Source organism: Seongchinamella sediminis, from assembly GCF_003457605.1.
Taxonomy (GTDB): domain Bacteria; phylum Pseudomonadota; class Gammaproteobacteria; order Pseudomonadales; family Halieaceae; genus Halioglobus; species Halioglobus sediminis.
The window spans coordinates 31,661-57,656 of sequence record NZ_QRAN01000021.1 but is presented as its reverse complement, the minus strand read 5'-3'; the positions used below and the strand labels follow the sequence as shown (position 1 = coordinate 57,656).

At 58.0% G+C, this 25,996-nt stretch carries 28 protein-coding genes and 1 pseudogene; 15 read left to right on the top strand and 14 right to left on the bottom strand.

Annotated elements, in window-relative coordinates:
• Positions 1-169 precede the first annotated feature (169 nt).
• From selD to DWB85_RS16395, 8 genes and pseudogenes are all read right to left on the bottom strand, one after another.
• Positions 170-1,195 (bottom strand): selenide, water dikinase SelD, encoded by a 1,026-nt coding sequence (selD, locus tag DWB85_RS16425; protein ID WP_117956734.1) that lies wholly within the window; start codon positions 1,193-1,195, stop codon positions 170-172.
• 62 nt (positions 1,196-1,257) lie between these two features.
• Positions 1,258-1,500 (bottom strand): thioredoxin family protein, encoded by a 243-nt coding sequence (locus tag DWB85_RS16420; protein WP_117956732.1) that lies wholly within the window; start codon positions 1,498-1,500, stop codon positions 1,258-1,260.
• A gap of 90 nt (positions 1,501-1,590) precedes the next feature.
• Positions 1,591-2,571 carry a 3-oxoacyl-ACP synthase III family protein gene (locus DWB85_RS16415; RefSeq protein ID WP_117956730.1) on the bottom strand — a complete coding sequence of 327 codons (981 nt, stop codon included), beginning with the start codon at positions 2,569-2,571 and terminating at the stop codon, positions 1,591-1,593.
• A pseudogene (locus tag DWB85_RS20065) lies at positions 2,568-2,822 on the bottom strand (UGSC family (seleno)protein); the annotation flags it as partial. The pseudogene DWB85_RS20065 and the gene DWB85_RS16415, both read right to left, overlap by 4 nt.
• A 12-nt stretch (positions 2,823-2,834) precedes the next feature.
• Entirely contained in the window at positions 2,835-3,191 is a 357-nt protein-coding gene (locus DWB85_RS20060) for a hypothetical protein (RefSeq protein WP_117956728.1), read from the bottom strand.
• Positions 3,192-3,232: 41 nt separating this feature from the next.
• Positions 3,233-4,246: a hypothetical protein gene (locus DWB85_RS16405; protein ID WP_117956726.1), complete on the bottom strand. Its 1,014-nt coding sequence runs from the start codon at positions 4,244-4,246 to the stop codon at positions 3,233-3,235.
• 197 nt (positions 4,247-4,443) lie between these two features.
• A complete protein-coding gene (locus DWB85_RS19440; protein ID WP_133300653.1) occupies positions 4,444-5,574 on the bottom strand; it encodes a helix-turn-helix transcriptional regulator in 1,131 nt (376 codons plus the stop codon).
• Between the two features lie 586 nt (positions 5,575-6,160).
• Complete coding sequence (locus DWB85_RS16395; RefSeq protein WP_133300652.1) at positions 6,161-7,009, bottom strand: M6 family metallopeptidase; 849 nt, start codon at positions 7,007-7,009, stop codon at positions 6,161-6,163.
• A 93-nt stretch (positions 7,010-7,102) separates the two neighbouring features.
• Between DWB85_RS16395 and istA the strand changes: the two genes are divergently transcribed.
• Positions 7,103-8,626, top strand: coding sequence for an IS21 family transposase (gene istA / locus DWB85_RS16390; RefSeq protein WP_476707474.1), 1,524 nt, complete (start codon positions 7,103-7,105; stop codon positions 8,624-8,626).
• Positions 8,616-9,395 (top strand): IS21-like element helper ATPase IstB, encoded by a 780-nt coding sequence (gene istB, locus DWB85_RS16385; RefSeq protein WP_117956718.1) that lies wholly within the window; start codon positions 8,616-8,618, stop codon positions 9,393-9,395. The genes istA and istB overlap by 11 nt, the downstream gene beginning before the upstream one ends.
• A gap of 8 nt (positions 9,396-9,403) precedes the next feature.
• Here the strand turns inward: istB and DWB85_RS16380 are convergent, their stop codons facing one another.
• A complete protein-coding gene (locus DWB85_RS16380) occupies positions 9,404-9,766 on the bottom strand; it encodes a hypothetical protein (RefSeq protein ID WP_117956717.1) in 363 nt (120 codons plus the stop codon).
• A 511-nt stretch (positions 9,767-10,277) separates the two neighbouring features.
• On the opposite strand from DWB85_RS16380, the gene DWB85_RS16375 reads away from it, so the two are divergent.
• Both DWB85_RS16375 and DWB85_RS16370 read left to right on the top strand, forming a co-directional pair.
• Positions 10,278-10,628 (top strand): helix-turn-helix domain-containing protein, encoded by a 351-nt coding sequence (locus DWB85_RS16375; RefSeq protein WP_117956714.1) that lies wholly within the window; start codon positions 10,278-10,280, stop codon positions 10,626-10,628.
• A complete protein-coding gene (locus DWB85_RS16370; protein WP_117956712.1) occupies positions 10,625-11,959 on the top strand; it encodes a type II toxin-antitoxin system HipA family toxin in 1,335 nt (444 codons plus the stop codon). The genes DWB85_RS16375 and DWB85_RS16370 overlap by 4 nt, the downstream gene beginning before the upstream one ends.
• 36 nt (positions 11,960-11,995) lie before the next feature.
• Here DWB85_RS16370 and DWB85_RS16365 read toward each other — a convergent pair whose 3' ends face one another.
• Entirely contained in the window at positions 11,996-12,895 is a 900-nt protein-coding gene (locus tag DWB85_RS16365; protein WP_117956710.1) for a TolB-like translocation protein, read from the bottom strand.
• 204 nt (positions 12,896-13,099) lie between these two features.
• On the opposite strand from DWB85_RS16365, the gene DWB85_RS16360 reads away from it, so the two are divergent.
• The 4 genes from DWB85_RS16360 (at position 13,100) to DWB85_RS16345 (ending at position 15,846) form a co-directional block, all read left to right on the top strand.
• A complete protein-coding gene (locus DWB85_RS16360) occupies positions 13,100-13,792 on the top strand; it encodes a winged helix-turn-helix domain-containing protein (protein ID WP_117956708.1) in 693 nt (230 codons plus the stop codon).
• A 13-nt stretch (positions 13,793-13,805) separates the two neighbouring features.
• Positions 13,806-14,564: a tetratricopeptide repeat protein gene (locus DWB85_RS16355; protein WP_162846168.1), complete on the top strand. Its 759-nt coding sequence runs from the start codon at positions 13,806-13,808 to the stop codon at positions 14,562-14,564.
• A gap of 324 nt (positions 14,565-14,888) precedes the next feature.
• The gene (locus DWB85_RS16350) at positions 14,889-15,446 is read left to right on the top strand and encodes a hypothetical protein (RefSeq protein ID WP_117956704.1); all 558 of its coding nucleotides are present in this window, start codon (positions 14,889-14,891) and stop codon (positions 15,444-15,446) included.
• Positions 15,447-15,711: 265 nt separating this feature from the next.
• On the top strand, positions 15,712-15,846 hold the full coding sequence (locus DWB85_RS16345) for a VOC family protein (RefSeq protein WP_117956702.1): 135 nt from the start codon (positions 15,712-15,714) through the stop codon (positions 15,844-15,846).
• Positions 15,847-16,158: 312 nt separating this feature from the next.
• On the opposite strand, the gene DWB85_RS16335 is transcribed toward DWB85_RS16345, so the two are convergent.
• Positions 16,159-16,812, bottom strand: coding sequence for a class I SAM-dependent methyltransferase (locus DWB85_RS16335; protein ID WP_117956697.1), 654 nt, complete (start codon positions 16,810-16,812; stop codon positions 16,159-16,161).
• A gap of 214 nt (positions 16,813-17,026) precedes the next feature.
• Here DWB85_RS16335 and DWB85_RS16330 point away from each other — a divergent pair, with 214 nt between their 5' ends.
• Together DWB85_RS16330 and DWB85_RS16325 are read left to right on the top strand one after the other, a co-directional pair.
• Positions 17,027-17,941, top strand: a complete 915-nt coding sequence (locus DWB85_RS16330) for a YihY/virulence factor BrkB family protein (protein WP_117956695.1) — start codon at positions 17,027-17,029, stop codon at positions 17,939-17,941.
• A 16-nt stretch (positions 17,942-17,957) separates the two neighbouring features.
• Positions 17,958-19,022 (top strand): mechanosensitive ion channel family protein, encoded by a 1,065-nt coding sequence (locus tag DWB85_RS16325; RefSeq protein ID WP_117956693.1) that lies wholly within the window; start codon positions 17,958-17,960, stop codon positions 19,020-19,022.
• Between the two features lie 57 nt (positions 19,023-19,079).
• On the opposite strand, the gene DWB85_RS16320 is transcribed toward DWB85_RS16325, so the two are convergent.
• Positions 19,080-20,333 carry an acyl-CoA dehydrogenase family protein gene (locus tag DWB85_RS16320; RefSeq protein ID WP_117956690.1) on the bottom strand — a complete coding sequence of 418 codons (1,254 nt, stop codon included), beginning with the start codon at positions 20,331-20,333 and terminating at the stop codon, positions 19,080-19,082.
• A gap of 425 nt (positions 20,334-20,758) precedes the next feature.
• Here DWB85_RS16320 and rnk point away from each other — a divergent pair, with 425 nt between their 5' ends.
• Both rnk and DWB85_RS16310 read left to right on the top strand, forming a co-directional pair.
• Complete coding sequence (rnk, locus tag DWB85_RS16315; protein ID WP_117956688.1) at positions 20,759-21,139, top strand: nucleoside diphosphate kinase regulator; 381 nt, start codon at positions 20,759-20,761, stop codon at positions 21,137-21,139.
• The gene (locus tag DWB85_RS16310; protein ID WP_117956686.1) at positions 21,136-21,384 is read left to right on the top strand and encodes a hypothetical protein; all 249 of its coding nucleotides are present in this window, start codon (positions 21,136-21,138) and stop codon (positions 21,382-21,384) included. Before rnk ends, DWB85_RS16310 begins: the two co-directional genes overlap by 4 nt.
• Before the next feature lie 15 nt (positions 21,385-21,399).
• Here the strand turns inward: DWB85_RS16310 and DWB85_RS16305 are convergent, their stop codons facing one another.
• The gene (locus DWB85_RS16305; protein ID WP_117956684.1) at positions 21,400-21,837 is read right to left on the bottom strand and encodes an RrF2 family transcriptional regulator; all 438 of its coding nucleotides are present in this window, start codon (positions 21,835-21,837) and stop codon (positions 21,400-21,402) included.
• 121 nt (positions 21,838-21,958) lie between these two features.
• On the opposite strand from DWB85_RS16305, the gene DWB85_RS16300 reads away from it, so the two are divergent.
• The 3 genes from DWB85_RS16300 to DWB85_RS16290 are packed head-to-tail and all read left to right on the top strand — an operon-like array spanning position 21,959 to position 25,393.
• A complete protein-coding gene (locus DWB85_RS16300) occupies positions 21,959-23,170 on the top strand; it encodes an NnrS family protein (protein ID WP_117956682.1) in 1,212 nt (403 codons plus the stop codon).
• A gap of 19 nt (positions 23,171-23,189) precedes the next feature.
• Positions 23,190-24,239 carry an NAD(P)/FAD-dependent oxidoreductase gene (locus tag DWB85_RS16295; RefSeq protein ID WP_117956680.1) on the top strand — a complete coding sequence of 350 codons (1,050 nt, stop codon included), beginning with the start codon at positions 23,190-23,192 and terminating at the stop codon, positions 24,237-24,239.
• Positions 24,236-25,393 carry an NnrS family protein gene (locus DWB85_RS16290; RefSeq protein ID WP_117956678.1) on the top strand — a complete coding sequence of 386 codons (1,158 nt, stop codon included), beginning with the start codon at positions 24,236-24,238 and terminating at the stop codon, positions 25,391-25,393. Before DWB85_RS16295 ends, DWB85_RS16290 begins: the two co-directional genes overlap by 4 nt.
• On the opposite strand, the gene DWB85_RS16285 is transcribed toward DWB85_RS16290, so the two are convergent.
• Positions 25,382-25,984, bottom strand: a complete 603-nt coding sequence (locus DWB85_RS16285; protein ID WP_117956676.1) for a 2-hydroxychromene-2-carboxylate isomerase — start codon at positions 25,982-25,984, stop codon at positions 25,382-25,384. The genes DWB85_RS16290 and DWB85_RS16285 overlap by 12 nt on opposite strands.
• Between the last annotated feature and the right edge of the window lie 12 nt (positions 25,985-25,996).

The window sequence follows — 25,996 nt, the reverse complement described above, 5'->3', positions numbered from 1 at the left end:
TCACAATTTTAATAATCGGTCTCATTAAGTGCAGCAGTCCTTTCAGCGATAGCTCCACCATCAACGTAATCGATTAGAAACTTCGGCAGCGTCCTACTCATCAGTCTTTGGTTATCCGCCACGCGAGGGAGAATGGCGCCGTATACGCTCATAACGGGATTTTATAGAATCAGAACTCTATCCATTGAGTTGTCGCAGACTTCATTTCACCGAAGCTGTTGAGTTGCAAATCAAAGCTCATCGCACAACACAAGAATTCGTCGACTGCGTCAGGCTCAACTGCCACAAGCAATCCACCACTGGTTTGAGGATCGCAACCGTAGTGAAGTTGCTTTTCACTCAGGTCGGGCAGGTGCTCGCCATAGCTGTCGAAGTTGCGCTGTGTTCCGCCGGGTATCGAGCCATGCAGGCGATATTTTTCCGCCTCGGGAATGAGGGGAACCTTGTCGAAGTCCAACTTGGCGGAAAGATTGCTTCCACGACAGATTTCCAGCAAGTGGCCAAAAAGACCAAAACCGGTGACATCAGTCATTGCACAAACGCCGCGGATCTCGGAAAAAGCGTTACCCGCCTGGTTAAGCTGACACATAAAGCCTTCGGCAAGCCCTGTATCTTTTTCATCGAGGATTTTCATTTTTTGCGCCGTGGTAACAATACCCACACCCAGCGGTTTGGTGAGGAACAACTGACAGCCTTTGGTTGCGGTGGAGTTTCGCAGTACCTTGGCTGTGTCAATTGCACCGGTTACGGCCAAACCGAAAATCGGCTCGGGGCTATCGATACTGTGGCCACCAGCCAGACTGATCCCGGCGTTACTACAGGCCTGGCGACCACCTTCTATCACTCGCTGTGCCACTTCGGGACTCAATTTGTCTAATGGCCAGCCCAGAATCGCGATGGCCATGATGGGTGTACCGCCCATGGCATAGATATCGCTAATCGCATTGGTGGCCGCAATGCGGCCAAAGGTAAAGGCGTCATCGACTATCGGCATGAAAAAATCAGTCGTGCTGATAATCGAGGTACCGTTCCCCAAATCATAGACAGCCGCATCGTCGCTGGTTTCATTACCCACAAGTAACTGCGGATGATGAAATGGCTGCGTTTCACTGGCGAGGATCTGCCTCAGGACCGCAGGTGAAATCTTGCAACCGCATCCGGCGCCATGGCTGTATTCGGTGAGATTTACGCTCATTCTACTGGCTTTGTGCCAAAATCATTAGAAGCCCGAGTGCGATTTTGGGTGGGGTCCATCGCCTACACAACCCCATCGACGTACTCAGTCAGTTGCAATTTGGAAAGTGCCCCTGTTTTTGTCGCTACAGGCTCGCCGCCCTTGAAGACAATAAGCGTGGGTATTCCGCGAATACCGAACCTGGACAGAATAGCCGGGTGGGCGTCTGCGTCTACAGCCCAGAAATCGACCAAGACCGCAACGTCGGAGTTCAGCACCTCCGCATCGAAGTTGTCATCGCTGAGATCAATAGCTTGATCTGACATTGGAACTCCTGTTGAAATTCTCAGGCTAGCAAAGCGCCCCAGTAAGGGCGCTTCACTCTCATCACTTTTGGCATTGGCCGGCAATCACTCTTATGCAGGTATCAGTAACCCCGAGCCAAATGCATAGGGCGTACTACCCGCTACAAGATATGGCTCATTGATGCCGCCACCATGTATCAGCCTATCTATCCCTATTAGAATATCCGCAGAGCCAACGTGTCCTGTCTCATGGCCGGTCACAAGAAACTGTTCGTGTGGTATTTCAATGACCGAGGCAATCAGGTGCAGGAACAGATTGGCGGTCTGGTTGATGATCACCCGCTCGGGATTGCAATCAAATCGCGCCTTAAGGGCCTGAAAGCTGCCGGAATAGCCGTCTGAGTAGCGCTGGCGCAAATCATTTCGGTTTAACCCCATGAGCTTGCGCCGATACGGCGTTTCACCCTCCGGAGCGATAGGGAAACGCGTTCCTCCGTATTCCACCAGAACGGTGCCGTTCAGGTCGCTCTGGGAAACGAATTCAGCGCCACAAAAAGAGCCCTTTGATTCATGTGGTGTATCGAGACTCACTACGGTAGCCGCGGCACCGTCGCTGTGACCCCATAAGCCGAGGTTTTCGATTGAGGTGTAGTCAATCGTATAGGTCCAGCGCTCGGCAGCAACGATTGCCGCCACACCGCCACCGTGCGTTGCCAGCCAGCCCTGCGCCATATCCAGAGCCGACAGGGCACCCAAGCACCCTATCGTCATATCCAGGCCAATACAATGACCCGGGGCTCCCAGCTCTTTCATAATTTCAGTGGCCACTGACCACGAAGGTAGGTAATCACGAGACATACCGGCAAACAGAACCAGCTTGAGCTCGCTGGGATCAACGTTTGCGTCTTCCAGCGCTTTGCGCAACGCGTCTGCACCCATGGTGCTGGGGTGATCGTCTGCAAGGGCGTGACAACAGTTATCCCAGCCCTGATGCCCACTGGGGTCTTGACCTGCAGCTGCGACAATATCCCGCACTGGTTTTGAGGGCGGTAGATACACGCCGGTGCCGAGTACCGATAGAGCGTTGTTCATGGCGCTGGATTCTCCGGTTCTTCATCATTGAGTAAGCGCTCGACTGCATCGGCAATCTGTTCCGCACGTTGATGTAACACTTCATCGTCAACCATTTGTGTTGGGTGATTGATGACTACCGCAGGCAATGGTTTATCAGATGGCTGATAGGTCATACTGCGAGCTACCTGGTCCCCAAAGGGTTCGGTCAAAATTGCGAATCCGGCAACACCGGCTCGCTGTAAAGCTATTGAGTCAAGCGAACTGCCCGACGAACAACTGCCTCAATCGGATATGCCGCAGAGAACCAGCCCCCCCTCCTGGGAGAGCGATTGCAGCATGGCATCTGTCATTCGGACACTGGCGTCGGGCTTGTCCAGTATCACATCGTTAACCTCGACGCCCCGATCACGTAACACTTTTTGCGCATACTGCATGATCAGCTTCGAGTTGGGCTTGCGATGATCGACAAAGGTAACTTTTGCCTCACGGGGCTTTAGCGTCACAGTGATTGGATCGGGCGTTGGCCTGGGAATGGGGTCCACAAGCAATTCACAGCTAACATCACCACAGCTGGTCAACTGCTTGGCGGGTGGATCGTTGTCTTTACTTCCGAAACTCTGACTAGGTGTTTGTGCCATTACAATCTCCTTTGTTAAGAGTTGGTACTTTGTGCGTGGTTTCAGGTAATTTCCTTACAGACAGCATGGGTGCTGCCAACCCAGCGCGGAATGACAGCTGAGAACCGGCCGCCATCACCGCCGCATTCAATAAACGTCAGCTGCTCTCGATTTTTCAACGGTGAGCGCATCGCTCCAGGCTCGACTTCTGCGAAGTCAATGGGTACTTTAGCAATGCGGCCTACCTCAGCAAGCTTATCAGTCTGGCGCCTGGCGTTTTCATATATGTATTCCAACGCCTGTTCACGGCTGAAGTCCCGGCCGACCAGAGCCATGTGGTCTGGCGAGATTACCACCACAAATCCACCCGACCGGTAATACCAGGCAGTCTGGCCAAAGTGGCACATCAGGTCACCGATTGAGTCGAGGATCTGGGCGCCGGTATCGCCATAGTGGTTGTTACAAGAATTGGGGCCTTCCGTCGACATCAAGGTGATCGCAGAGGCCTCTGCAGGCAAGCCATACTGGGTGTGATAGGGCCCCCACTCGGTTTCGGGGTGCTCGGCAATACAAAAGCTGATACGCCCGGGATGACCAATCGTGCCGTGGCTTTGCAGCACGCCACCGCCCCTCCCGCAAAAATAACGCATCATTTGCGCAAAACGCCCAACGGTGGCATTGGCCCGTTTATTGGCGCCCAGGGCATTGTTGCTGTGCTCAAAACCCATTTCCTCGACGACCGGCCCACTGACAATCACCAGAATGGCTGCACCGCCGGTAGTGACCTCGACGCCACTGAGGTTGAGCAGAGGATCTAACAAGCCTTCGGTCAGGGTTCTGAGCAACTTGCCATATTCGGGTTTGCACCCGGCCATCACTGCGGTGGCTGCGGCTTTCTCGGCCCGTACAACTATGTTCTGCGACTTTATTTCACCAATGACATCATGCGCCTGCCAACCCATCGCTTCCAGCATCTCATCGACAATACTGCCATAGGGTGGGATAACGGGAAGACCATCTGTCCAGCCGTTTTCCATACAGTTTTCAATGTCTTCGAGTGTTGCGTAAGTCGTCATAGGGTCTACTCAAATTGCACATTTTGAAATGATACCCCCAACCTGAACGTCTAAGTAGAGTAGCATTAGAGCAGATACTAACAGCGGCATTATCAGGCGAGCATCGTACACCTGTACTATGAGCTAGGATAAAGGGCCTAATACCGACCCGCTTAGCCTGGAAATTGATTAGAGACTGGTCATACCCCAGCCACAGTTCACTGCCAATGAGTCGCGAATGTATCCGACACTAACTTCACGAGTTGGCTTTGGCGATTTACGCCCGTTTTGGTAAAGATAGACGAAAGCTGGGTCCTGGCGGTGTTTCGAGATACGCCCAGGGCTTCCGCCGCTGCGGTAAGTGTTAGACCGTCTACAAGATGTGTAATCAATTTCGCCTCAGCCGGGGTAACTCCGAACGTTTCAATCAAACGTGACTGACTGGGGACGCAGTCGCGAACAGCGCCCTGCAAAAGCAACACTAGTTCCGGCCCATCCTCTCCGAATGCCACATTTTTCTTTTCTACGCTACGAATGTGCACATCCCACTTCGTATCAGAGCTCGCGCGATCAATCGATATGCTACGTGTATGCTGGATCTGACCTTGATCTCGAGCTCTTGCTATGAGCTCGTGACATACTTCTTCCAGCTTTTTCTGATCGGGACCATGACTGCAACGAAGTGTATTGCGGCGCAGGAACACACCATCCTTGGAGGTAAGAATCTGGTCTGCCTTTATATTTGAAGAAAGCACTTCCAGCTTTGCATTCAAGATCACAGAAGCGATATCCATCGATCCGAGAAGCTTCTCGTAGAACTCTTCCATAAAACTGTTATGCGTATAGGCGCTGTATAGCTTCAAAGCATTATCCATCAGAGGGACGATGCTCTCCATACGAGCCCGGTCTTCCTGCGAGAATGCTGGGGCACCACCTATCCGAGTCAGCCGCAATCTAAGCCGTATATGGCTCTGTTTATCATAGACATCAAAACCGATTAAATCCGACACATCATAGGTTTTTAAGTACTGATAAAAATCGAGCGATTCAAGTTCGGAACGCGTAACGCGGTCGTAGAGGGTAAATACCTTTTTTTCGGGCAACTTTGCAAACGGTGAATCGCGATGGGCATTAGTACGAAAATCCTCTAAAGCTCGTGTATCCATATCTGAGTACAGATAAACCGTAAAGCCCGGGTCAGAGGACTGAGGCCGGCGTATTACCAGTGTGCCACTATGCACCCGCATATAGGCCTCAAGATGCTTCAGAAACCTTTTCCAGGGCGGTTGTTCCAGCACACCCTCATAAATCAACTGACTTAGAGGGTGCGCTTCTGGAATATCAGACACCGTGAACTCCTTTACGCGCTCGATTCAGCACTTACCCTGAGGGTACATTGACAATTTTAGTTCCACCAAGCCTCTTTAGCCAAATTTCAATGGTACCAAGAACTGCGAACGCTTCCATGCCCTATTGTATGTCGGGCTAGTGACCGAGTAGCTGCATGGGGCAACTGGACAAGTACAACAATATGGAAGGTGAATGCCTCAGCAAAATATTCGTGGAACCCAGTGAATTGATTAACATCAGGAAATAGCCACAGTCCTCTCAGCCCTTCACCCCCCATAAAATTTAGTGATTCAGGATTATTGACCTGCTGTTCGTGGAGGCATATAGAGAATCTTTGTGCCGTCAGCGTGGCACAGAACAGCTGGACGGGGAAGTAATCGGTGCTCACTCCTCCTGAGGTACAAGGACCGCAATCGCCTGCATATTCAACCGGTCACTGCAACATACGGGTCAAATCTAACATCTGGCGTTTCGTAGCCCAGCGCTTTTCGAGGACGAGTACACGCAGCAGTTCAGTCATGGATTTTCACCCGGTTCGCTCGCTCCAACTTTAGTTAATAGTTAAACCACAGCGGGCCGTGCAATTCATTCACCAAGCAGATGTTCCAGTGATCTGGCCATGACCTCGTTGCGTTCGTCGGCTGTCGAGATGCCTTCGAAACCGAAGCCAAACAGCAGTGTGTCCTCGGTGGCGATCATGCTGGACACCCCGAACAGAATCCCGACCCGCATCCAGTCACTGTTGTTGGGGGCGCTGCCTGGGGGTGGGCCGGGTATGGTGAAGGGGCCTAAGCCGTCTTCGAACGACGTTGCGACGGCTGGGCTGCCGTCGATGGTCACCGCGACGTCATCGAGAAAGACGCCGAGATCACCAGCGGCGAAGTCGGTGACATAGGAGATCGAGACTTCGACCTCGGCGCCTGCCCAGGCCGTCAGGTCGATCGACCAGTTTTCGATCCCTGACGACGCGCCGGTGGCGGCGTGCCACGCACCGGTCGTACCGGTGGGGTTGCAGGCGGCGTCCATGTATCGGGCCAGGAAGGGATGCAACAGGTTGACCCAGCCCGCGAGACAGGACTGTCCGGTGTCCTGAGTGGTATTGCCATTGCTGTCGGGCAGCGTCGTCCAGTCGTCCGCACCGACCGTGTGGGCCTCGACGATAAGGTAATCCCAATCGGTTTCGATGGCATAGGACGTCGCAAATTCCAGCGAAGCGCTCGATGCGCCGGTCAGGTCAATGGTGGTGGAGAGTCGTTTGTAGGCCGCGTCGTCATGACCGGATGCCATCTGCCAGTCGCCGCTGACCGGTTCGAACGGGAGGCCGCCTGCTGCGTCCCATGCCGCGAGCCTCTCGGAGGCGAACTGGGGAAACTCCGTATTCGGCAAAATGGACGAGGTCACGATAAACGAGGCGGTACCGGTGTTGATTTGCACCCAAAACTGACCCACTAACCCCCCAGATTTGCATCGAATTTTGACCCACGTATAACCCCTCCCTGCGCAAAAAATTGAGCAGGGGTAACAGGAGTGATAGACGTGGCATTAGTAAGTGTAATTCGGCGCTGGCGCCTGCGAGAGGGCATGCCGATCCGGGAGATCGCACGCCGAACCGGCTTGTCCAGAAACACCGTCCGTAAGTACCTCGCCAGCCAGGAACTGGAGCCGGCATACCCCCCTCGTAAATCCCCCAGCAAACTGGATGACTACGAAGAGACCCTAACCAACTGGCTGTTCCGGGAGTCCCGCCGGCACCGCAAGCAGCGACGCACAGTAAAGCGCCTGTACAAAGATCTGGTGGAACTGGGCTACACCGGCTCCTACGACCGAGTGGCCGCCTTCGCCCGCCAGTGGCGCCAGGCACAGCAGGACGCCAAGCGCCAACCCGGCAAAGCCTTTGTTCCGCTGCAGTTCGCCCCGGCGGAAGCCTTCCAGTTCGACTGGAGCGAGGACTGGGTCAAGATCAACGGCATCAGCACCAAGCTGCAGATCGCCCACTTCAAACTCAGCTACAGTCGGGCCTTCTTCCTGCGGGCCTACCTCACGCAGTCGCACGAGATGCTGTTTGATGCGCACTATCACGCCTTCAGGGCCTTCGGCGGCATCCCGGAGCGCGGCATCTACGACAACATGAAGACCGCCGTGGACAAGGTGGGCCGAGGCAAACAACGCCAGGTCAACAAGCGGTTCCACGCCATGGTCGGCCACTACCTGTATGAGCCCGAGTTCTGTAATCCCGCCGCCGGCTGGGAGAAGGGCCAGGTGGAGAAGGCGGTGCTGGATGCCCGCCAGGGGCTGTGGTACGACACGCCACCGTTCAAATCCCTGCAGGAACTTAACAACTGGCTGTATGGCCGCTGTCAGGCCCTGTGGCTGGACACTGCCCATCCACAGATGAAGAACCGCTCGCTGGCTGAGTGCCTTGTGGACGAACAGCCCAAGCTGATGTCGGTGCCCGCGGCATTCGATGGCTTCATCGAATACAGTAAGCGGGTGTCCTCGACCTGTCTGATCACCTACGAGCACAACCGCTACAGCGTCCCGGCCAGCTTCGCCAACCGGGTGATTAGCCTACGTGTGTACCCGGAGCGACTGCTGATCGTCGCCGAGGCACAGGTGGTGGCAGAGCATGTACGGGTCTTCAATCGGGACAAGAGCACTCCGGGGCGAACGCTCTACGACTGGCGCCACTACCTGTCGGTGGCCCAGCGTAAACCGGGTGCCTTGCGTAACGGAGCCCCATTCCTGGAGTTACCGGACAGCTTCCGGCAGTTGCGAGCCCGATTGATCAAGCGCCCCGGTGGCGACCGGGAGATGGTGGACATACTCGCCCTGGTTCTGCTCCACGACGAACAGCAGGTTGAGCGCGCCGTCGCCAAAGCCCTGGAAGCGGGTGAGCCCTCCAAGCAGCACGTCCTGAACTGCCTCAGCCGGCTGACCGAGCCCCGTCGCCCACAGCCGCTGAAGCCGCCACCGGCCCTGAAACTGGTCACTGAACCAGAGGCCAATACTGCCCGCTATGACCAATTGAGGAGAAACAATCATGAATCCTGACGCCATGATCACGACCCTGAAGACCTTGAAGCTGCACGGCATGGCCGATGCTATCGGCACTCTCTCAGACCAGTCCTCGCCAGCCTATCAACAGGCGGTGCCGATACTGGAGATGCTGCTGAAGGCAGAGTCCTCGGAACGCGAGGTACGCTCCATCAACTACCAGATGAAAGCGGCCAAGTTCCCGGCCTACCGGGATCTGACGGGGTTCGACTTTAGCCAGAGCATGGTGGATGAGGCGCTGGTGAGATCGCTGCACCGCTGCCAGTTCCTGGAAGATAGCCAGAACGTGGTGCTTGTCGGTGGGCCAGGTACCGGCAAGACCCACCTGGCAACGGCCATTGGTGTGCAGGCGATCCAGCACCACCGCCAGCGCGTCAGGTTCCTGTCTACCATCGAACTGGTAAACTTACTGGAGCAGGAGAAGCAGGCTGGGCAGCAGGGGCGCATCGCCAACCGGCTGATCCACACCGATCTGGTGATCCTGGACGAACTGGGTTACTTGCCGATCAGCCAGGTTGGTGGAGCCCTGCTGTTCCACCTGATCAGCAAGCTCTACGAACGCACCAGCATCGTCATCACCACCAATCTCAGCTTCGCAGAATGGTCCTCAGTGTTTGTAGACGAGAAGATGACCACGGCCTTGCTGGACCGACTGACCCATCACTGCCATATCCTTGAGACCGGCAATGACAGCTATCGGCTGAAGCACTCAACAATTAATCAGGAGGAAGGAAAAGGCAGCAAGAAACGAAAAACTACGCCATAATCTGGCGTTCAGGGTGGGTCAATATTAGATGCAAATCCTGGGTCAGTTTTAAATGCAAATCTACACACCTCGAGGCTCAAGGTCCCGTCTGCGGCGACTTCCGAATACGTAATATCGTAACCCGAAGCACGCATCGCCGCGGCCACGTCAGCGCTGGTTTCGATCTGGTAGAGGTCGAGTCGCCCGTGGCCGCCTCTCGCTGCCTCCGTTAGCGTGTTGGTCGCCCCTGAGAGCGGATCAGCCACCTCCACCGCAAAGATGTCCTGCGTTTCGAATGGACTAACCAACCTGTTGCCCTTGCCATCTGCCGGGGCAGAAAATGCGGGAAGGCTAACGAAAAAGCAGGTAACTGCCAGCATGATGTGCTTCATCACAACTTCCTTTTATTGGACTTTCTTTCAGGGTACTGGGCGGCGAGAAGTGCGCGTGGGAAGGAAGCTCCGGCCACTACCACTAACACTATCAAGATTAGCTTTATAGCTGGCGGATATTAGATTTTCTGATCATTTCGTGGGGTGGTCATATAGCGAATTCTGCTACCGCCTGCGGTCGTGCGATCAGCGGACAACGAACAGGCGCTCGCGGCGCTGGGCTACGTCGCCATGATGTTCAAGCGGAATCTGGCCGCCGCTACCGAAGGCCACCTCCAGTTGCGCCCGGGGCCTTGCTGATTCGTGCAAAATACAGGCAGGAATCCCAAGCGTGGCGAGATGCTACTCAGGGCAGCTATGTGATTTTTTCGTCATATATTACGATATATATAGTTATTTCATTTATTTCGCATGATATGTCGAGTTTTGTGTATACTCGAGAAGATATCTTATTCGTTAGGTATTACGATATAACTAATCTATAAATCTTATATCGTAACAAGGCGCGATTATGAAGATCACCCCGCTATTGACTGACGAAGCCATTCTCACCGAACTGGGGGCGCGACTCGCTGCCCGCAGGGTAGAGCTGCAACTCACCCAGGCTGCGGTGGCCGAGCAGGCCGGTATCGCCAAGCGCACCCTGGAGCGCATGGAGGCCGGCCACTCCTCCCAGCTCTCCAGCCTGGTCAGAGTATTGCGGGTAATCGATGCCATGCCGGGGCTGGACAACCTGGTTCCCGCATCCGGGCCGCGACCCATGGACCTGCTCCAGCGCAGGGGCAAGCCGCGCCAGCGGGCCGCGGGCAAGCGCCGGCGCAGCAGCGGCCAGGAGCCCTGGTCCTGGGGTGATGACAGGTGACCACGATAGCGGAAGTGCGCCTCTGGGGCCGCACCATCGGCGCGGTGTCATTGGCTGAAGGCGAGGAAGTGGCGGCCTTTGAATACGCCGCCGACTTCGCCGCCAGCGGCATACAGGTAGCCCCGGTGGTCATGCCCCTCGCGCAGCGGGTATACCGCTTCCCGGACCTGGCCCGGGAAACCTTTCGCGGCCTGCCGGGGCTGCTCGCCGACTCCCTGCCGGACAGATTCGGCAACACCCTTATCGACGCCTGGCTCGCGGCCCAGGGCCGCAGCCCCGCGTCCTTCAATGCCGTTGAGCGGCTGTGTTATACCGGCGCCCGCGGCATGGGCGCGCTGGAATTCGCACCGGCTACGGGGCCCACACCGCGCCAGGCCACACGTATCGAGGTCGACCGGCTGGTGGAACTGGCCTCGGATATCCTCAGTCACCGCAACGCGCTGCAGTCCTCCTTCAGCGGCGCGGGCAAGGCGGACGCCCTGCGCGACATATTGCGTGTCGGCACCTCTGCCGGCGGCGCCCGGGCCAAGGCGGTTATCGCCTGGAACGAGGTCACCAATGAGGTCCGCTCGGGGCAGGTGGCCGCGGGCGAAGGCTTCGATTACTGGCTGCTCAAGTTCGACGGAGTCAGCGGCAACCGCGACAAGGAACTGGAGGACCCGAAGGGTTACGGCCTGATCGAGTATGCCTACTACCTGATGGCCCGGGACTGCGGGATCGACATCGAGGAGTGCCGCCTGTTCGAGGAGAACGGTCGCCAGCACTTCATGACCCGCCGCTTCGACCGCCTCCCCGGCGGCGAGAAGCTACACATGCAATCTCTGTGCGCCCTCGCCCACTACGACTTCAACCTCGCCGGCGCTTACAGCTACGAACAGGCGCTGCTGGTGATGCGCCAGCTGAACCTGCCTATGAAGGCGATCGAAGAGCAGTTCCGGCGCATGGCCTTCAACATCCTCGCCCGCAACCAGGACGACCACGTCAAGAACATCGCCTTCCTGATGAACAAGGCCGGCGAGTGGTCCCTCTCCCCGGCCTTCGACATGACCTACAGCTACAACCCCGCCGGGGCCTGGACGGCCAGCCACCAGATGAGCATGAACGGCAAGCGCGACGGGTTCAGCCTGGAGGACTTCAAAAGCTGCGCCCGGTCCGCCTTGATGAAACGCGGCCGGGCCGAGGCCATTGTCGGCGAGGTGGCGGCCTCGGTGGCGCGCTGGCCGGAATTTGCCGAAGCGGCCGGGGTGCCCGCAGAGGTGCGCGACGCCATCCACCAGAACCTGCGCCTGGTAAGGCCAGCAAAATCCCTACATATCGACGGCCCAAGTTGAATCTGTAGTTCAGCCGACCAGGCAACGCGCCCTATCCTACTTTCCCGACTCCCGTTCGCTTACGTAAACGGTGCCCGCCGCGCCGAAGTACAGACGCTTCCCGTCCCAACTCAGGGATGGGCGCGTTTCTCCGAGTGGCGCCGTAGGGAAGCCCAGTTCCACGCTAAGATTGCGCGGTGTGGACCAGGGCGATCCCAGGGATTCGCGGGTGGACATGAAAACATCGAATCCTCCGGTGTCGCGGTCGGAGGCAAAGACGATGGTCAGGCCGTCGCGTGCCAGGTTGGGCTGCCGGTCATCCGACGCCGTATTCAGCCCGGCCTCCGGCGCACCCGCGGAAAAACTGCCGTCGGGCAGCATTTCACTGCAGTAGATATCCTGGTCGCCGCCGACGTTGCTCGAGTAATACAGGTAAGTACCCGCCGAGGTGTTCACCAGTGCCGGGCTGTATTCCGCGCCCCCAGTGTTGGGACCGCCTGGCGCACAGCCGAGGTTGACCGCGGGACCGAAACTCTTCGCTGGCTCGGGTCGGTACTGGGTGACATACATGTCCGGGCCGCCGCAGGTATCCTCGCCCGGACGGTCCGACACGAACATCAGCCAGTGGCCCGCCAGTGGTGTGGGGCAGAAATCCTGGGCGGTATCCAGGCTGACCGGGTCTGCGAGGCGCGTTCTGTCGGTGAATTCGCGCTTACGACCATCACGCCGGTAGGTCCAGATATCCAGTGTCCCGGCACTGCCGGAAGCGGTGTACAGCAGGTTGCCATTGCGGGATTCGATGGGGCAGCCGCCGTCGACCGTAGCCACCGGTGTGCCCCACTCGGAGAAACCGGGTCCGGCGGCCTGTGCCGATAATGACAGGCTGATGAACAGTGGGGCATACAGCGCCCTGCGTACCTGTCGCCGATAACATTCAAGGTCGTGATGATTGTTCATGGTTCCCTCCGTGGGTAACAGAAAGGCGCTCGCCGCACACGTGTGGTGATCGCGCTGACGAGTTGTCGCCGATGCAAAAAAACTAGCCCAGTCCCGGTTCGGGGAGAGTGAAATTCGGGTGAAAGTCGGGTGAACTTGAAATTTTCACCGCCTGGACCATACTTTGGGGTAGGTTTCCAGACCATTTTCAGGCCGCCTGACATCATGACGCACCCGCCTGAAGTACAGTACCGGTTCGGTGATCTGCTGTTCTGTCCGGCTTCCGGACGCCTGTTCCGCGGATCCCGGGAGGTCCGTCTCGCGCCGCTGTCCCGCAAGTTATTGAGCGCGCTTGTAAGGCACACACCGGAAGCGCTGTCTGCAGAGGACTTGCAGCGGGAGGTGTGGGATGGCCGCTATGTCACACAGGCCACCATCAAGCAGCGAGTCAAGTTGTTGCGGCGAGCCATCGATGACGACGGACAGGCACCCCGTTATATCGCGCTGGATCGAGGATTCGGCTACCACTTGATCCCCCCGGTGACGGTTGAAAAACCCCTGGCGGGAACGGAGCACCCATCGACGCCTCGCGACCGCAAGCGACCGACAACTCAATGGACCACCTTCGGCCTTACGGCAGTTGTCTGCTTGTTCGTGCTGTTTATGACAGGCGCGGTGAAAATCGGTCTCAGGGAGAGTCCCGGGGCTCCACCGGTGAGCCCGGCAAGAGCTAATGCTGTCGCGCTTGTCGAACAGGGCGACCTGTTCTACCAGCGGCTGACCGAAGGTGACATCGAGCGCGCCCATGAGTTCTACCTGGAGGCTGTTGCTGCGGACCCTGACTACCCGGAGGCCTGGTTGGCGCTGGCGGGGTGTTTACACACAGCAGCACTTCTTCACGAAAGAGCTGGACCGTGAAGAGTACCTGAGGGTGCAAGGGCGAGCCGTCGAGCGGGCCCTGCTGCTGGACCCAGATCTCGCCGAGGCTCACGTGCGACAGGCCCACCTCTACGCCTACTCAGGCGAAAATGACCTGGCGATCGACCACCTGGACCGTGCGCTGGAGCTGGACCCTGACAATGTCCTTGCGCTGGGAACCCGAGCCAGTGACCTGTTCAATTCCGGGGAACGAGAACGATCCGCCAGTATGTGGCAGCGCGTGGTGGAGTTGGAGCCCTATTCCCGCATCTCCAGACACAACCTTCTGATCACATTGTTTGCGGTGCTCAGGCTGGGCGATGTCGAGAGAGAACTGGAACTGTTGCAAGCCATCCACCCCTCGCTGCAGGGCTCGATGGCCTTCGAGTATGCCCAATTGCGCACCCTGCAGGGCCGACCGGATAAAGTACTGGAACTGCTACCCGAGCTGGAGGAGGCAGTGGATCGCCTGGCCTTGCAGGCGATGGCGCTGAGCGATCTTGGGGAAGTCGTCGAGAGCAAGGCGGCACTGTCAGAACTCGCGGAGATTCCAGGTGCGCGAGCCCGGCTTCGGGAGGGGGAAGCCGCGGCTTATATCCATAGAACCGACACCCGTGATCGAACTACCGCCGCGATCCGAGAAGCGCTCAGTGAGGACCCTGGAGCTGACAAGTGGGAAGATACAATTATTGAAGAATCCATTTACTCGCCTTTTCTGGCCCTGGGTGACCGCTACGACCAGTTCCAGGACGGGGACCCCCGTCAGCCATAAAATCCGGCAGATTTTAGGTGACACGCCCGCGGTCTCTGTTGCATGGAGTCGTCGTTCTCAATAGATTCAGATTTGTCCGCTTACCCGATGGAAGCGGCCCGCTGCCTCTAGCCAGGTCCGGTGGAGCGGCTGCTTTCGCCTATTCGGGAACATCTGGTCTACACTCAGATTGCAGACTTACCTCTATCCGAAGCAGCGTTGCAATGCATATTCACTTACGGACCGCTAGGCTCGACGTCACATTTCCATTGATATGAGGCTGGTTGCCTGCAGTAAGCTGCGCGTGCCGCAACTAAACGATCCACATCAACAGGGAGAGACGGCATGGAACTAGACAGATTTGTCGCGGACTGTATAGCCGCCAATGACGAGGCAGAGGCTCAAGCCGCTGTCCATGAAGTAATGGCACGTGCTATCTCTAATCCCAGGGGCGTGTTGGCGGCACTCGGTGAACCCGACAAGGCGGGGCTGAAGGTTCTTTTTGCGTCGCCAAGGTTAACGATATTTGCAGCGACATGGACACCGCAAATGAACTTGATGCCGCATGAACACTTAATGTGGGCCAACATTGGAATCTACACAGGGCGCGAGGACAATATTTTCTGGAAGAGAACGCCCGAGAAGATCAAGGCGTTCGGCGCAGAGGCATTATTCGCAGGGGATGCAGCGATGCTACCTGAAGATGCGCTGCATTCTGTCACCAATCCATTACGGCGGTTCACAGGAGGCATTCACATTTATGGTGGAGACTTCTTCAATACTCCGAGAAGTCAATGGAACCCTGAGACGCTTGAAGAAGAACCCTCCGATGGCGCCAGGATTAGAGAAATGTTCCAGCGAGAAAATGTGCGGCTGGGGCTGGAAACGGCACCCACAGGATGATTGGCAGCACTCATAGACTGCGCCGGACACTTTTTCCCCGACTATTGAAAACAAGTCTTGACCTAAAGCCAGGTTGAGGTTTTAAGCTTGCGATTAAGTTAGCCCCGGAGTGCAAAATCATGCGGCTGGAGAAAGTGAAGCCTGGCGTTGCCAGGATCGATGGCGAACTTCCCCTCTGCCGCGCCGCGTTTCCGCACTGGCGAGAGCCAGTGGCGGCATTGACGATCCAGGGAGCAACTCTCTTTCCATATCAAGGAGCAAGGCAATGACACCACAATTCACTGGCATCGACCATGTGCATCTGTACGTCCCCCGTCGCGATGAAGCCGCCGACTGGTACATGCAAGTGCTTGACTTCCGGGTGGTAGCCGATGCAGCGAACCAGGGAGAGCTGTCATGACCGACCCAATCACCAACATTTTAACCACCGATACGATATTCGTCGTTTCACTACTCTGGATTGCCATCGCAATTTTGCAGGCATTGAAGTCGGGAGCGAAGACCAACCCGTGGACCAGACGCGCTATCAGAGGCAGCCTTTTCGTCCCCTGCGCCCGATACAGCATGACCCGATCGGACGGGGAAAAACCCTGTGGATACGAGTAATAAAGTGTGGTGGCGCCGACATGCTCAGCCTGAATGTCAATCAGCGCGAGCTGATCAATCACCGACCTCTGACACCTCTTTCGCCTAACGGCGGCCGGGTCGCTGATTACGCCGCTTCGACGACGTGGCCCCAGAGAGCGAGGTGTTTATAAGGAAATGGGAAGCTGCCAAATGTGATTTCGCTAAAGCCTGCGCGGCTAAAACAGTCAAATAACTCCGACTTATGATAGTAATTTGCGTGCCACCACCTGGTTATCAGCAACTTCATCAGCCAGTTTTTTCGGGTGATAAATAAAACCATACGGCCTGTCTCACTCAGGCGCGATCTGAGTCCGGATAAGGCATCGACGAGTTGCTCGCTGGGCAGATATTCCATCATGGCCGCTGAAATAATCAGGTCGAAATCTTTCCAATCGACAGGCAGACTGTCCAGATGCAGCACGTCAGCTTGCACAATTTCAACACCTTCGATGGCTTCGTTGTCGACTTTTTCTCGAAAAATCGTCAGCATCTGTGGCGTGATATCAAAGCACTTGATAGTCCCTGGCTTGAGTCCACGCCCGACCATGGCTTGCCTCAGTGCCATTGATGCAATACCTGTTCCACAGCCTGCATCGAGCACAGCGAGACCTGATTTCAGGTGCACGGACTTCTCCCAATAGGCGCGCAGGCCTCTGGCATAGGCAAATGCATTGACAAAACGAAGATAGCTCCTGCTTCGTGATGTATATAGCTGGATGGCCTTCTCTGCTGAATCCATATGTTGCTCCCGAAATTATTTTCGATTCATAGTAGAGAGTAGACCGAAACTGCAGCCAAAGTTCTGTCTACACTTTCTTGCCGCGTGGCCTGCCAGGTACCAGGGCCTTTCCGGTATTAAATGTCCGTTCCCACTCGCAGCGCGCTGGCATTCCGCACTATACTTGCTACATCGTGTCGGCTACCGCTGACCTCTCAGTGATAAGAAACAGGCGATGTTCCCGCAGCTTAAACAACATGCAAAATACTGGTTTGGCATTCTGAAGCAGTCAGTGGATTTCTGGCTGGAGAGTAACGCGTTTGCCAACGCCGGTTCACTCGCGTTTTTCACGCTGTTTTCAATTGCGCCGGTGATGATCGTCATCGTCAGCGTGATAGGCATTTTTTACGGGCAGGAGGCCGCGGAAGGACAGATCGCGCTGCAGTTGCAGGAAACCCTTGGACAGGAGGCGGCCGAAACGGTGCAGAATGCGGTGGCGAATTCCAGCCTTGAAAGTGGCGGACTTTTCGCAACCATTACCGGTGTGGCGGCCATGCTGGTCGGAGCAACAACGGTATTTGGCCAGATGCAAAACTCCCTGAACGCTATCTGGACCGTGGCCCCGAAGCCATCGCGCAACAGTATTATGCTGCTGCTAAGAAAGCGCCTGACCTCCCTGACCATAGTGCTCGCCGTCGGCTTCGTCATGCTGGTGTCACTGTCGATGAGCGTGGGATTGCGCATACTCCTCAACAATGTACAGGGTTGGCTGCCCTGGTACGACGTTGCCTTCAGCGCATTGGATACCCTGCTTTCCATCTTCGTCGCCTCGCTGCTGTTCGCCACGATTTTCAAGGTGCTTCCTGACGTCCGGCTCACCTGGCGCGACGTGGCCCTGGGCTCAGTCCTGACAGCATTACTGTTCACGGTGGGCAGGGTGCTAATTGCCATTTATCTGTCGAAAACGGCCACTGCATCAACCTATGGAGCAGCCGGTTCGCTGGTACTGCTGCTGCTATGGGTCAATTACTCGTCGCTGATACTGCTGTTTGGCGCCGCGTTCACCAAGGCGCACCTGCTAGCCCGCGGCAAGCCGGTTCGTCCGCGAAGTGCGGCAGTGCGCATCCACCGGGAAATTATCGAGGACTGAGCAGGGTGGGCAAGAGATGACTTTTGAAACTGACAGGCTGCTGAGCTTCCTTCCGGGGCTTGCCGCCCTGGTGGCCGTCATACTGGTACTCGCGCTGCTTAACTTCTGGCTACGCCGCGGGCAAACCGGCGAGATCAGCGTCACCCGCCAGGCCCTCATGCTGCTATTGACGGCGACCGGCGTGCTGATTGTGATCTTCACCCTGCCCCTGTCGGAGGTCAGCCGCGGCCAGGTGCTGAGCCTGCTGGGCATCGTGATCACCGCCGTCATCGCACTTTCCTCCACCACATTCGTTGCCAATGCGATGGCGGGACTGATGCTGCGGGCGGTGAACAGCTTCAAGCCGGGCGACTTTATCCGCTCACCCAATTTCTTCGGCAAGGTTACGGAACGGGGCATTTTCCATACCGAAATCCAGACCGAGGACCGCGACCTGATGACGCTTCCCAACATGTACCTGGTCAATAACCCGGTCACTGTCGTCCACCACTCGGGCACGATCATATCCGCGACCCTGTCACTGGGTTACGACGTCCACCATGCCACCATTGAACAGTTATTGAACGAGGCGGCAGAGGCCTGTGGCCTGACCGATCCTTTCACCCTGGTGGTTGATCTGAACGATTTTTCCGTGTCCTACCGCGTGGGGGGCTTTACCGATGAGGTCAATCAATTGCTGACCATCAAGTCGAAGCTGCGCAAGAAAATTCTCAGCACGCTGCATAACAACGGGGTTGAGATCGTGTCGCCGGCGTTCATGAACCAGCGGCAACTGGACCCGGAACAGAAGGTATTGCCTGCGGGTGAATCAACTAACCCGGACCCGGAGCAGCCAGCCGGGGCAGTGCAGCAGGAAAACACGCCCGAAGCGATGATATTTGACAAGGCCGATTCCGCGGCAGAATCGGAGCAGCTGAAAACAGAACTGGAGCAGTCCAGGGAGCGCCTGAAGGAACTCTCTACGGCGATAAAATCCTCGGATGACAGCACTCGGGAGCCACTCGAGCGCGAGCAGGCCAGTCTGGCTCAGCGCGTCGAAGAACTGAGCGAGACAATTGCTGCCAGCAAGGCAGAAAACTGACCGGCCGGGACAATACACCCGGGTACACGGTCAGCGTTTTCGCCCCCTCGAGCTGCGTTAGTTGCGACTGGGCGGCGTGAGGTAGGCGGCGGAGGCGCCCAGGTTTTCCCGGCTGGACTTGATTTCCATGCGGGCAATGGACTGCAGGTGCACCTCGTCCGGGCCATCGGCGAGATGAAGCGTGCGGCCCAGGGTGTAAATATCCGCCAGCGGCGTATCGGGCGTGAGCCCCATTGCCCCGAATACCTGGATCGCGCGGTTGGCGACTGTCGTGTGTACTGAAGGCACCAGCGCCTTGATCATGGCAATTTCCTTGCGCGCCTCCCGGGCGCCGACATTGTCCATCATCCAGGCGGCCTTGAGCACCAACAGGCGAGCGGTTTCAATTTCTATCCGCGATTTTGCGATCCACTCACCAATGCTGCCGTGCTGGTGCAGGTACTTGCCGAAGGTCTTGCGCTCCTGCGACCGTTCAACCATCAGTTCCAGTGCCAGTTGCGCTGCGCCAATCGAACGCATGCAGTGGTGGATACGGCCTGGCCCCAGCCGCGCCTGGGCCAGGGCGAAACCGGACCCCTCCTCCCCCAGCAGATTGCTGGCCGGCACCCGCACGTTGCGGAAGACAATTTCGCAATGCCCTTCCGGCGAGGTGTGGTTCAACACGGTGGGATTGCGCACGATGTCGACGCCATCGGTGTCCGCCGGCACCAGGATCATGCTCTGCTGCTGGTGGACATTGTCATTGCCGGGATCGGTCTTGCCCATGACGATGAACAGCCTGCAGTCCGGGCGTGCCGCATTGGAGATAAACCACTTGCGGCCATTGATCACGTACTCATCACCCTCGCGCTGGATCAGCGTGGTGATATTGGTAGCATCGGAGGAAGCCACATCCGGCTCGGTCATGGCAAAGGCGGAATGAAACTCGCCGTTGAGCAGCGGGTTCAGCCACTGTTCACGCTGTTCTTCAGTGGCGAACATGTGCAGCAGTTCCATATTACCGGTATCCGGCGCATTGCAGTTGAATACCTCTGGCGCCCAGGACACGCGCCCGGTCAATTCCGCTACAGGGGCGTACTCAAGATTGCTGAGGCGGGTTCCCGGTTCGTCTTCCTTCAGGTGTGGCAGGAACATGTTCCACAGCCCTTCAGAGCGGGCGAGAGCCCGCAAGTCGTGCATAAATGAAACCGGATAATGCCCGGCGTGCAGTTCGTCGTTGTACTGCTGTATCCGGGGCACAATGTGCGCGTCCATGAAATCCTGGACGCGGGCAAGCAGCTCTTTGGTTCGGGGAGAGTAGGCGAAGTCCACGGTCGTCCTCCTGGGTAGCAGAATTATGGATAAAGCTGTAAAGGGTTCACGATAGGGCGGGCTTATTCATTCATCAAGTTTATTTTATGAATTGGTTACTATTAATTATGATGATATCAAAGCACTCCGGTGCCAGCAGCTGCTCGCCCCGTTTATCGCCCTTCGATGCAACACCCAGCGAGCACTCGATGTCAACTCGCTGAACATTTCCCGCAGCAAACGGCCGGGTGGGCGCCGCGGGTGTTGCATGCGCCGTCCTGGTTTGTATACTGGCAGCATGTATCATTTACCCTCTCATTTCCGGGCCGCGTCACCTCGGTCCGCGATCAGGCCCACGGCCTTTCTTTCCTAACGGCGAGCGCTCCCCGTCTGGGGCGCTCGCCTGCACAACAAACCAATCATTTTCGTTACCTTTAGGAGAGGATATGTCATCCCCACGTAGTGTATTGCTGGGTCAGCAGGACCTGGACCGTATTGAAGCCCTGATTCGTCACCGCGACACCGGTGACACCGAACTGTTATTCGACGAACTGGACGGTGCCACCGTGCTCCCGGACCATGAGTTGCCTGATGATGTTGTGGTGATGAATTCACAGGTCACCTTTGTCGACCTCGACACCAACATCGAGTCACAGGTTACCTTGATTTACCCCGGTGACAGCGCCGCGACCAGCAACTCCGTGTCCATACTCGCTCCGGTTGGCGCCGCGCTGATCGGCCTGAGAGTGGGTGAGCATGTGGAGTGGCCACTGCCCAATGGAGGCCAGCGCCGGCTGAAGGTCGTCGCGCTGCGCAAGCCACAATGAACTCGCCGCAGCCGGAGTCTCCGCTGTGGATGCGGCTCTACGTGATTGCTGAAGCGATGGAGGACCCGGCGAGTTCCGAGGCAGAGATTATCGGGCTGCTGCGGGGCCTGGAGGAAGGGTTTGCCGAAACCAACGATCCCGCCGAGCAATTTCCCGTGTTCGCCACCCTGCGGCTGTGCCGTTCGGTCGATAAAATGCTGGCCCGGTTACGCGCAAGCCCCGCCTCCAGATTGCCGCGGGACTGAGCGGCAAAGCCGGGCTCACTCTAAACCCAGTAGATCGCGCAACTCGCACGGTCCGGGCTCTGCCAGCATGTCGGCCAGGGTGTAACTGTCCAGCACTGCCTGGAATGCATCCAGCGCTTCCGCCAGCACATCTTGCATGCCGCAGGCCGGCGTGATCACGCAGTCACCCCCACAGGCCTGGCACTCCGCCAGCGCAAAGCCTTTTTCGACATCGCGCACCAGGCGGCCGATATTGATTTCCTCCGGCCGCCGCCCCAGAAACAGTCCGCCGCGTTTGCCGCGACTGGCTTGCACGTAGCCCTTGCGATGCAGTTCCTGCACAATCTTGCTGAGGTGGTTCTTCGATATGCCATAACCAGCGGCAATCTCCTGTATGGTCACCCTGTCCTCTGCTCTGGAGGCGACATAGATCAGGATTCGGATGGCGTAATCCGTGTAGCTGGTCAGGCGCATGCTGGCATCCCGGCATGTAATCAGACACCGCCCATAGTAACATGCATTTTATTTACATTTTTATAACATGCATTTATTATGCATCTTATAGCCTGCTAGGGTTACTGTCAGGAGAACCAGAATGGCCAGATTGCTCAGCACAGGAGAAATCGTTGATCGCGCGCAGCGTCAGCCGCCCGCCCCCCTGCGTCTGGCGTTCCGGCCGTTTTTCCTGCTCGGCGCGCTGTTTAGCGTAATCAGTCTACTGCTGTGGGTGGCCTTGTTCAGCGGCCAGCTGCAACTGGCCGTCTATGGCGGGCCGCTGTGGTGGCATTTGCACGAAATGCTGTTTGGCTTTGTCACGGCGATTATTGTCGGTTTCCTGCTGACCGCGGTCCGCACCTGGACCGGGCAGCCGGGCCTGGAGGGCCGTCCGCTGGCGGCGCTGGTGGGCTTGTGGCTGGCGGGTCGCCTGCTTCTGCTGTTTCCACTGTCACTGCCGCCCTGGCTCATCGCCCTGGTTGACCTCGCCTTCCTGCCGCTGGCGGCGTTGATCCTGTTCCTGCCGGTGGCCCGGGTGCGCCAGTGGCGCAACAGTATTTTCCTGCCACTGCTGCTGGCGATGGCAGCGATTAACGGCGTAATGCACTGGGCGGCCAACGCAGGCGACCCGGGCCTGCAATCCCGCGCCGCCACAGCCATGGTCATGCTGGTCACCCTGCTGATGACCATCATGGCCGGTCGCGTGGTGCCCATGTTCACGGCCAACGGCACCGGCACACCGCGGGTCGAGGCCCTGGGCTGGCTGGAAACCCTGTCCCTGGGCTCGATGCTAGCAACGGCGGTCGTCAGCCTGCCCTGGCCGGGTATGCCCCCGGCGGCGGTAGCCCTGTGCTGCTTCGTTGCCGCCCTTGCCCATGCGCTGCGCGGCCTGCGCTGGCGAATCTGGGTCACGGTGCGCACCCCGCTGGTATGGTCGCTGCACCTGAGCTACCTCTGTATTCCCCTCGGCCTGTTGCTGTATGGCCTCAGCGCTGTTTCCTCCCTGGTAAGCCCTTCCCAGGCTATTCACACCCTGACCGTTGGCGCCATGGGTTTGTTGATCCTGGCCATGATCTCGCGGGTATCCCTGGGTCATACCGGCCGGCCACTACAGGCAGGTAGGGTAATGACGCTGGCCTTCGCCCTGCTGTTCGCGGCCTTCCTGGTGAGGGTATTCGGTAGCTACTGGCTGTCCAGCTACACGCTGGTAATCAACAGCGCGGCCGTACTGTGGGCACTGGGTTTCGGCTGCTTCGTGATTCGTTATTGGCCGGTGCTGACCCGCCCGCGAGTCGATGGTCGGCCCGGATAGAACTGCCGGAGGTGCTTGCATGGCGCAACAAAACCCAACCGCCTCGGCCGATGTCGGCGTTATCGGCGCCGGGCCCTGCGGCCTGTTCCAGGTCTTCGAGCTGGGCCTGCAGGGCCTGAGTGCGCTGGTATTCGATGCCCAGAATCGCAGTGGCGGCCAGTGCCGCCAACTGTACCCCGGCAAACCAATTTACGATATTCCCGGAATCCCCGAGATCAGCGCAGAACAGCTGATCGCCAACCTGGAGCAACAGATTTCCCCCTTCGAGCCGCAACTGGTGCTGGGCCACGAGGTAGTTAACATCGAGCGCCAGCCGGAGAACAGCGGATTCCACCTGACCACCGCCGATGGCAGGTGCTACGCGGTGCGCTTCATTGTTATCGCCAGCGGCGCCGGCGCCATGACCCCGGTGCCCCTGCGGGTAGCGGGCATGGAGCGCTTTCTCGGTCGCTCGCTGTTTTATCATGTCGAGGACCCGGAGCAGCACCGCGATCGTGTCATCGCCGTGCTCGGGGGCGGCGACGCGGCCCTGGACTGGGCACTGGCGCTGCAACCTGTGGCGGCGGAGATTATTCTCATACATCGCTCTGGCCGCCTGCGCGCCGCAGCAGACAGCCAGCGGCGCTATACGGCCCTGTGTGAAAACAGCTCAGCGCAGCAGATGCAGGGCCAGGTCAGCGGCTACGAGCAGAACGCGGCCGGTGAGCTCAGCGCCCTCAAGGTGCAGTGCGCCGACGGAGTGGTGCGCCGGGTGGCGGTGGATCAGGTGCTGGTGTTCTTTGGCATGTCGCCGGATATTCTGTCACTGCGCGACTGGCAACTGGACATGGAACGCTTCCAGGTCAAGGTAGGGACAGACACCTTCGAAACCTCAAGCGAAGGTATTTTCGCCATCGGTGACTGCAATCACTACCCCGGCAAGCGCAAGCTCATTCTTTCCGGCTTCCACGAGGCGGCCCTCGCGGCCTTCGCCATCAGTGAGCGCATGCAGGACGGCAAGCCGGTGCCCATGGAGTACACCACCACCAGCCCGACCCTGCAGAAACGCCTGGGGGTGACAGTCTCATGAAGGCAAGCCCGTTCGCCGCCTTCCCCGCCATAACCTTGCGCGGGCGCCACGCCAGCCAGCGATTTTTCTTCCCTGCTGCCGCACTGTTCGCCGCACTGGGACCCTGGTTACTGCTGGGGATTTACCTGCCCGGTATGCCGGCAGTGGATATCGCCACCCACGCCCGCGGCATGCTGTTCGGGTACGTTGGCGCGCTGATCGCCGGCTACCTCGGCGGCAGGCTGCTGACCCGGCAACTGCTGACCCTGTTCGGTTTGTGGCTGGCCGGCCGCTGGGCGGAAATCACGCCATCCGGCGCCCTGGTCACGCAACTGCTCTACGCGGGCTTTGGCCTCTACCTGGCAATTATCGTGGCACCACGTTTTACTGCCGCCAAAAAGTGGCGCAACCGAATGATCGCGCCACTGCTGATCGCCATTGCCTGCTTTCCGCTGCTGCTGTTGGTCGCGGGTATGCTGAGACTGGCGCCCCTGCTCTCCCTGCATTCCCTGTTGCTGCTGATTTGCCTGCTGATGTTTTTTATGGGCGGCCGGTTTATTACCCCGCTGCTGGCACGCGCCTATGCCAACCGCGGTGCGACCCTGCCCCACCGGGTCCAGCCGGCGCTGGAAGGAACAGTCATGCTGCTGTTGCTGGTGGCCGCAATCCTCGACCTGGCCGGGACCGACAGCCGGTGGACATCGCTGCCTACCGGCGCGGCGGGATTACTGCTCTGCCTGCGGTTACTGCGCTGGCGGCTGCCGTGGCGCGGTCTTGAGCAGGCCGCCCTGGTGGCCATGGGCTATGGTTATCTGTGGCTGGGGCTGGGCCTGGTCGTGTTCAGCCTGTCACTCGCCGGCCTGCTGCCCGTCACCGCCAGCCTGCATGTGATCACCATTGGGGCACTGGGTACCCTGTCATCCACCGTGATGCTTAAATTCTCGCACGCTCCCGGCAACGCCCCGGCGCGGGTGCACCAGCTGGTGGTTGTACTGCTGTCGGTGGCCGTGCTGGCGCGTTTCCTGGCGCCGATGCTGTCCGCCTACTACCGCGAACTGTTGACCCTGGCGGCGACGCTCTGGAGCGTCAATTTTTTACTGGTTGGCGGCACGGTTTTGTTGGCGAACAGGAGCAAGCCTCCCGGGGCCTGCTCACACCCTCGCTCACCGGCTTAACTCCTGCTCCACCTGGTCGAGCCTGTCCTTGCCGAAGAACATCTCCTCACCGACAAAGAAAGTCGGTATCCCGAACACGCCGCGCTCCACCGCCTGCTCCGTGTTGCGGATTAAGTGCGCTTTCACATCGGCCTCCCGGGTTCTTTCAAGCAGCGTTTGCCCATCCAGTCCCGCGGCATCCATCGCAGTGACATAAACCTCGGGATCGTCCATTTTCAGGCCCTCCTCCCACATGGCGGCGAGTCCGGCTTCGAGGTAGGCCTCGAGACTTCCCTCCTCCTCCGCTGCGATCGCGCCGCGCATCAGCAGCAGTGTGTTCACCGGAAAATGGGGATTGAAACGGAAGGCATTCAAGGCGTGACGCTGGATAAATCGATCCATCTCTTTCTGTTCGTATTCCAGCTTGCCCTTGACCCCGCCAAAGGCCATCATCGGCGGCTGGTTACCGGTCGCCTTGAATATCCCGCCCAGCAGACAGGGAAGGATCTTCAGCTTCGCGCCGGTCCGCTGCAGAATGCCTGGCAGCAGCTGGTAGGCGAGATAGGCGTTGGGGCTGCCAAAATCAAAAATAAACTCCAGTGTTTTACTCACAGGACTGATCCT

Bases quoted from the DNA above. Each gene is read 5' to 3' on its own strand.
- selD (WP_117956734.1), bottom strand. From the start codon at position 1,195: ATGAGCGTAAATCTCACCGAATACAGCCATGGCGCCGGATGCGGTTGC.
- DWB85_RS16420 (WP_117956732.1), bottom strand. From the start codon at position 1,500: ATGTCAGATCAAGCTATTGATCTCAGCGATGACAACTTCGATGCGGAG.
- DWB85_RS16415 (WP_117956730.1), bottom strand. From the start codon at position 2,571: ATGAACAACGCTCTATCGGTACTCGGCACCGGCGTGTATCTACCGCCC.
- DWB85_RS20060 (WP_117956728.1), bottom strand. From the start codon at position 3,191: ATGGCACAAACACCTAGTCAGAGTTTCGGAAGTAAAGACAACGATCCA.
- DWB85_RS16405 (WP_117956726.1), bottom strand. From the start codon at position 4,246: ATGACGACTTACGCAACACTCGAAGACATTGAAAACTGTATGGAAAAC.
- istB (WP_117956718.1), top strand. From the start codon at position 8,616: ATGAATCCTGACGCCATGATCACGACCCTGAAGACCTTGAAGCTGCAC.
- DWB85_RS16380 (WP_117956717.1), bottom strand. From the start codon at position 9,766: ATGAAGCACATCATGCTGGCAGTTACCTGCTTTTTCGTTAGCCTTCCC.
- DWB85_RS16375 (WP_117956714.1), top strand. From the start codon at position 10,278: ATGAAGATCACCCCGCTATTGACTGACGAAGCCATTCTCACCGAACTG.
- DWB85_RS16365 (WP_117956710.1), bottom strand. From the start codon at position 12,895: ATGAACAATCATCACGACCTTGAATGTTATCGGCGACAGGTACGCAGG.
- DWB85_RS16360 (WP_117956708.1), top strand. From the start codon at position 13,100: ATGACGCACCCGCCTGAAGTACAGTACCGGTTCGGTGATCTGCTGTTC.
- DWB85_RS16350 (WP_117956704.1), top strand. From the start codon at position 14,889: ATGGAACTAGACAGATTTGTCGCGGACTGTATAGCCGCCAATGACGAG.
- DWB85_RS16345 (WP_117956702.1), top strand. From the start codon at position 15,712: ATGACACCACAATTCACTGGCATCGACCATGTGCATCTGTACGTCCCC.
- DWB85_RS16335 (WP_117956697.1), bottom strand. From the start codon at position 16,812: ATGGATTCAGCAGAGAAGGCCATCCAGCTATATACATCACGAAGCAGG.
- DWB85_RS16330 (WP_117956695.1), top strand. From the start codon at position 17,027: ATGTTCCCGCAGCTTAAACAACATGCAAAATACTGGTTTGGCATTCTG.
- DWB85_RS16325 (WP_117956693.1), top strand. From the start codon at position 17,958: ATGACTTTTGAAACTGACAGGCTGCTGAGCTTCCTTCCGGGGCTTGCC.
- rnk (WP_117956688.1), top strand. From the start codon at position 20,759: ATGTCATCCCCACGTAGTGTATTGCTGGGTCAGCAGGACCTGGACCGT.
- DWB85_RS16310 (WP_117956686.1), top strand. From the start codon at position 21,136: ATGAACTCGCCGCAGCCGGAGTCTCCGCTGTGGATGCGGCTCTACGTG.
- DWB85_RS16305 (WP_117956684.1), bottom strand. From the start codon at position 21,837: ATGCGCCTGACCAGCTACACGGATTACGCCATCCGAATCCTGATCTAT.
- DWB85_RS16300 (WP_117956682.1), top strand. From the start codon at position 21,959: ATGGCCAGATTGCTCAGCACAGGAGAAATCGTTGATCGCGCGCAGCGT.
- DWB85_RS16295 (WP_117956680.1), top strand. From the start codon at position 23,190: ATGGCGCAACAAAACCCAACCGCCTCGGCCGATGTCGGCGTTATCGGC.
- DWB85_RS16290 (WP_117956678.1), top strand. From the start codon at position 24,236: ATGAAGGCAAGCCCGTTCGCCGCCTTCCCCGCCATAACCTTGCGCGGG.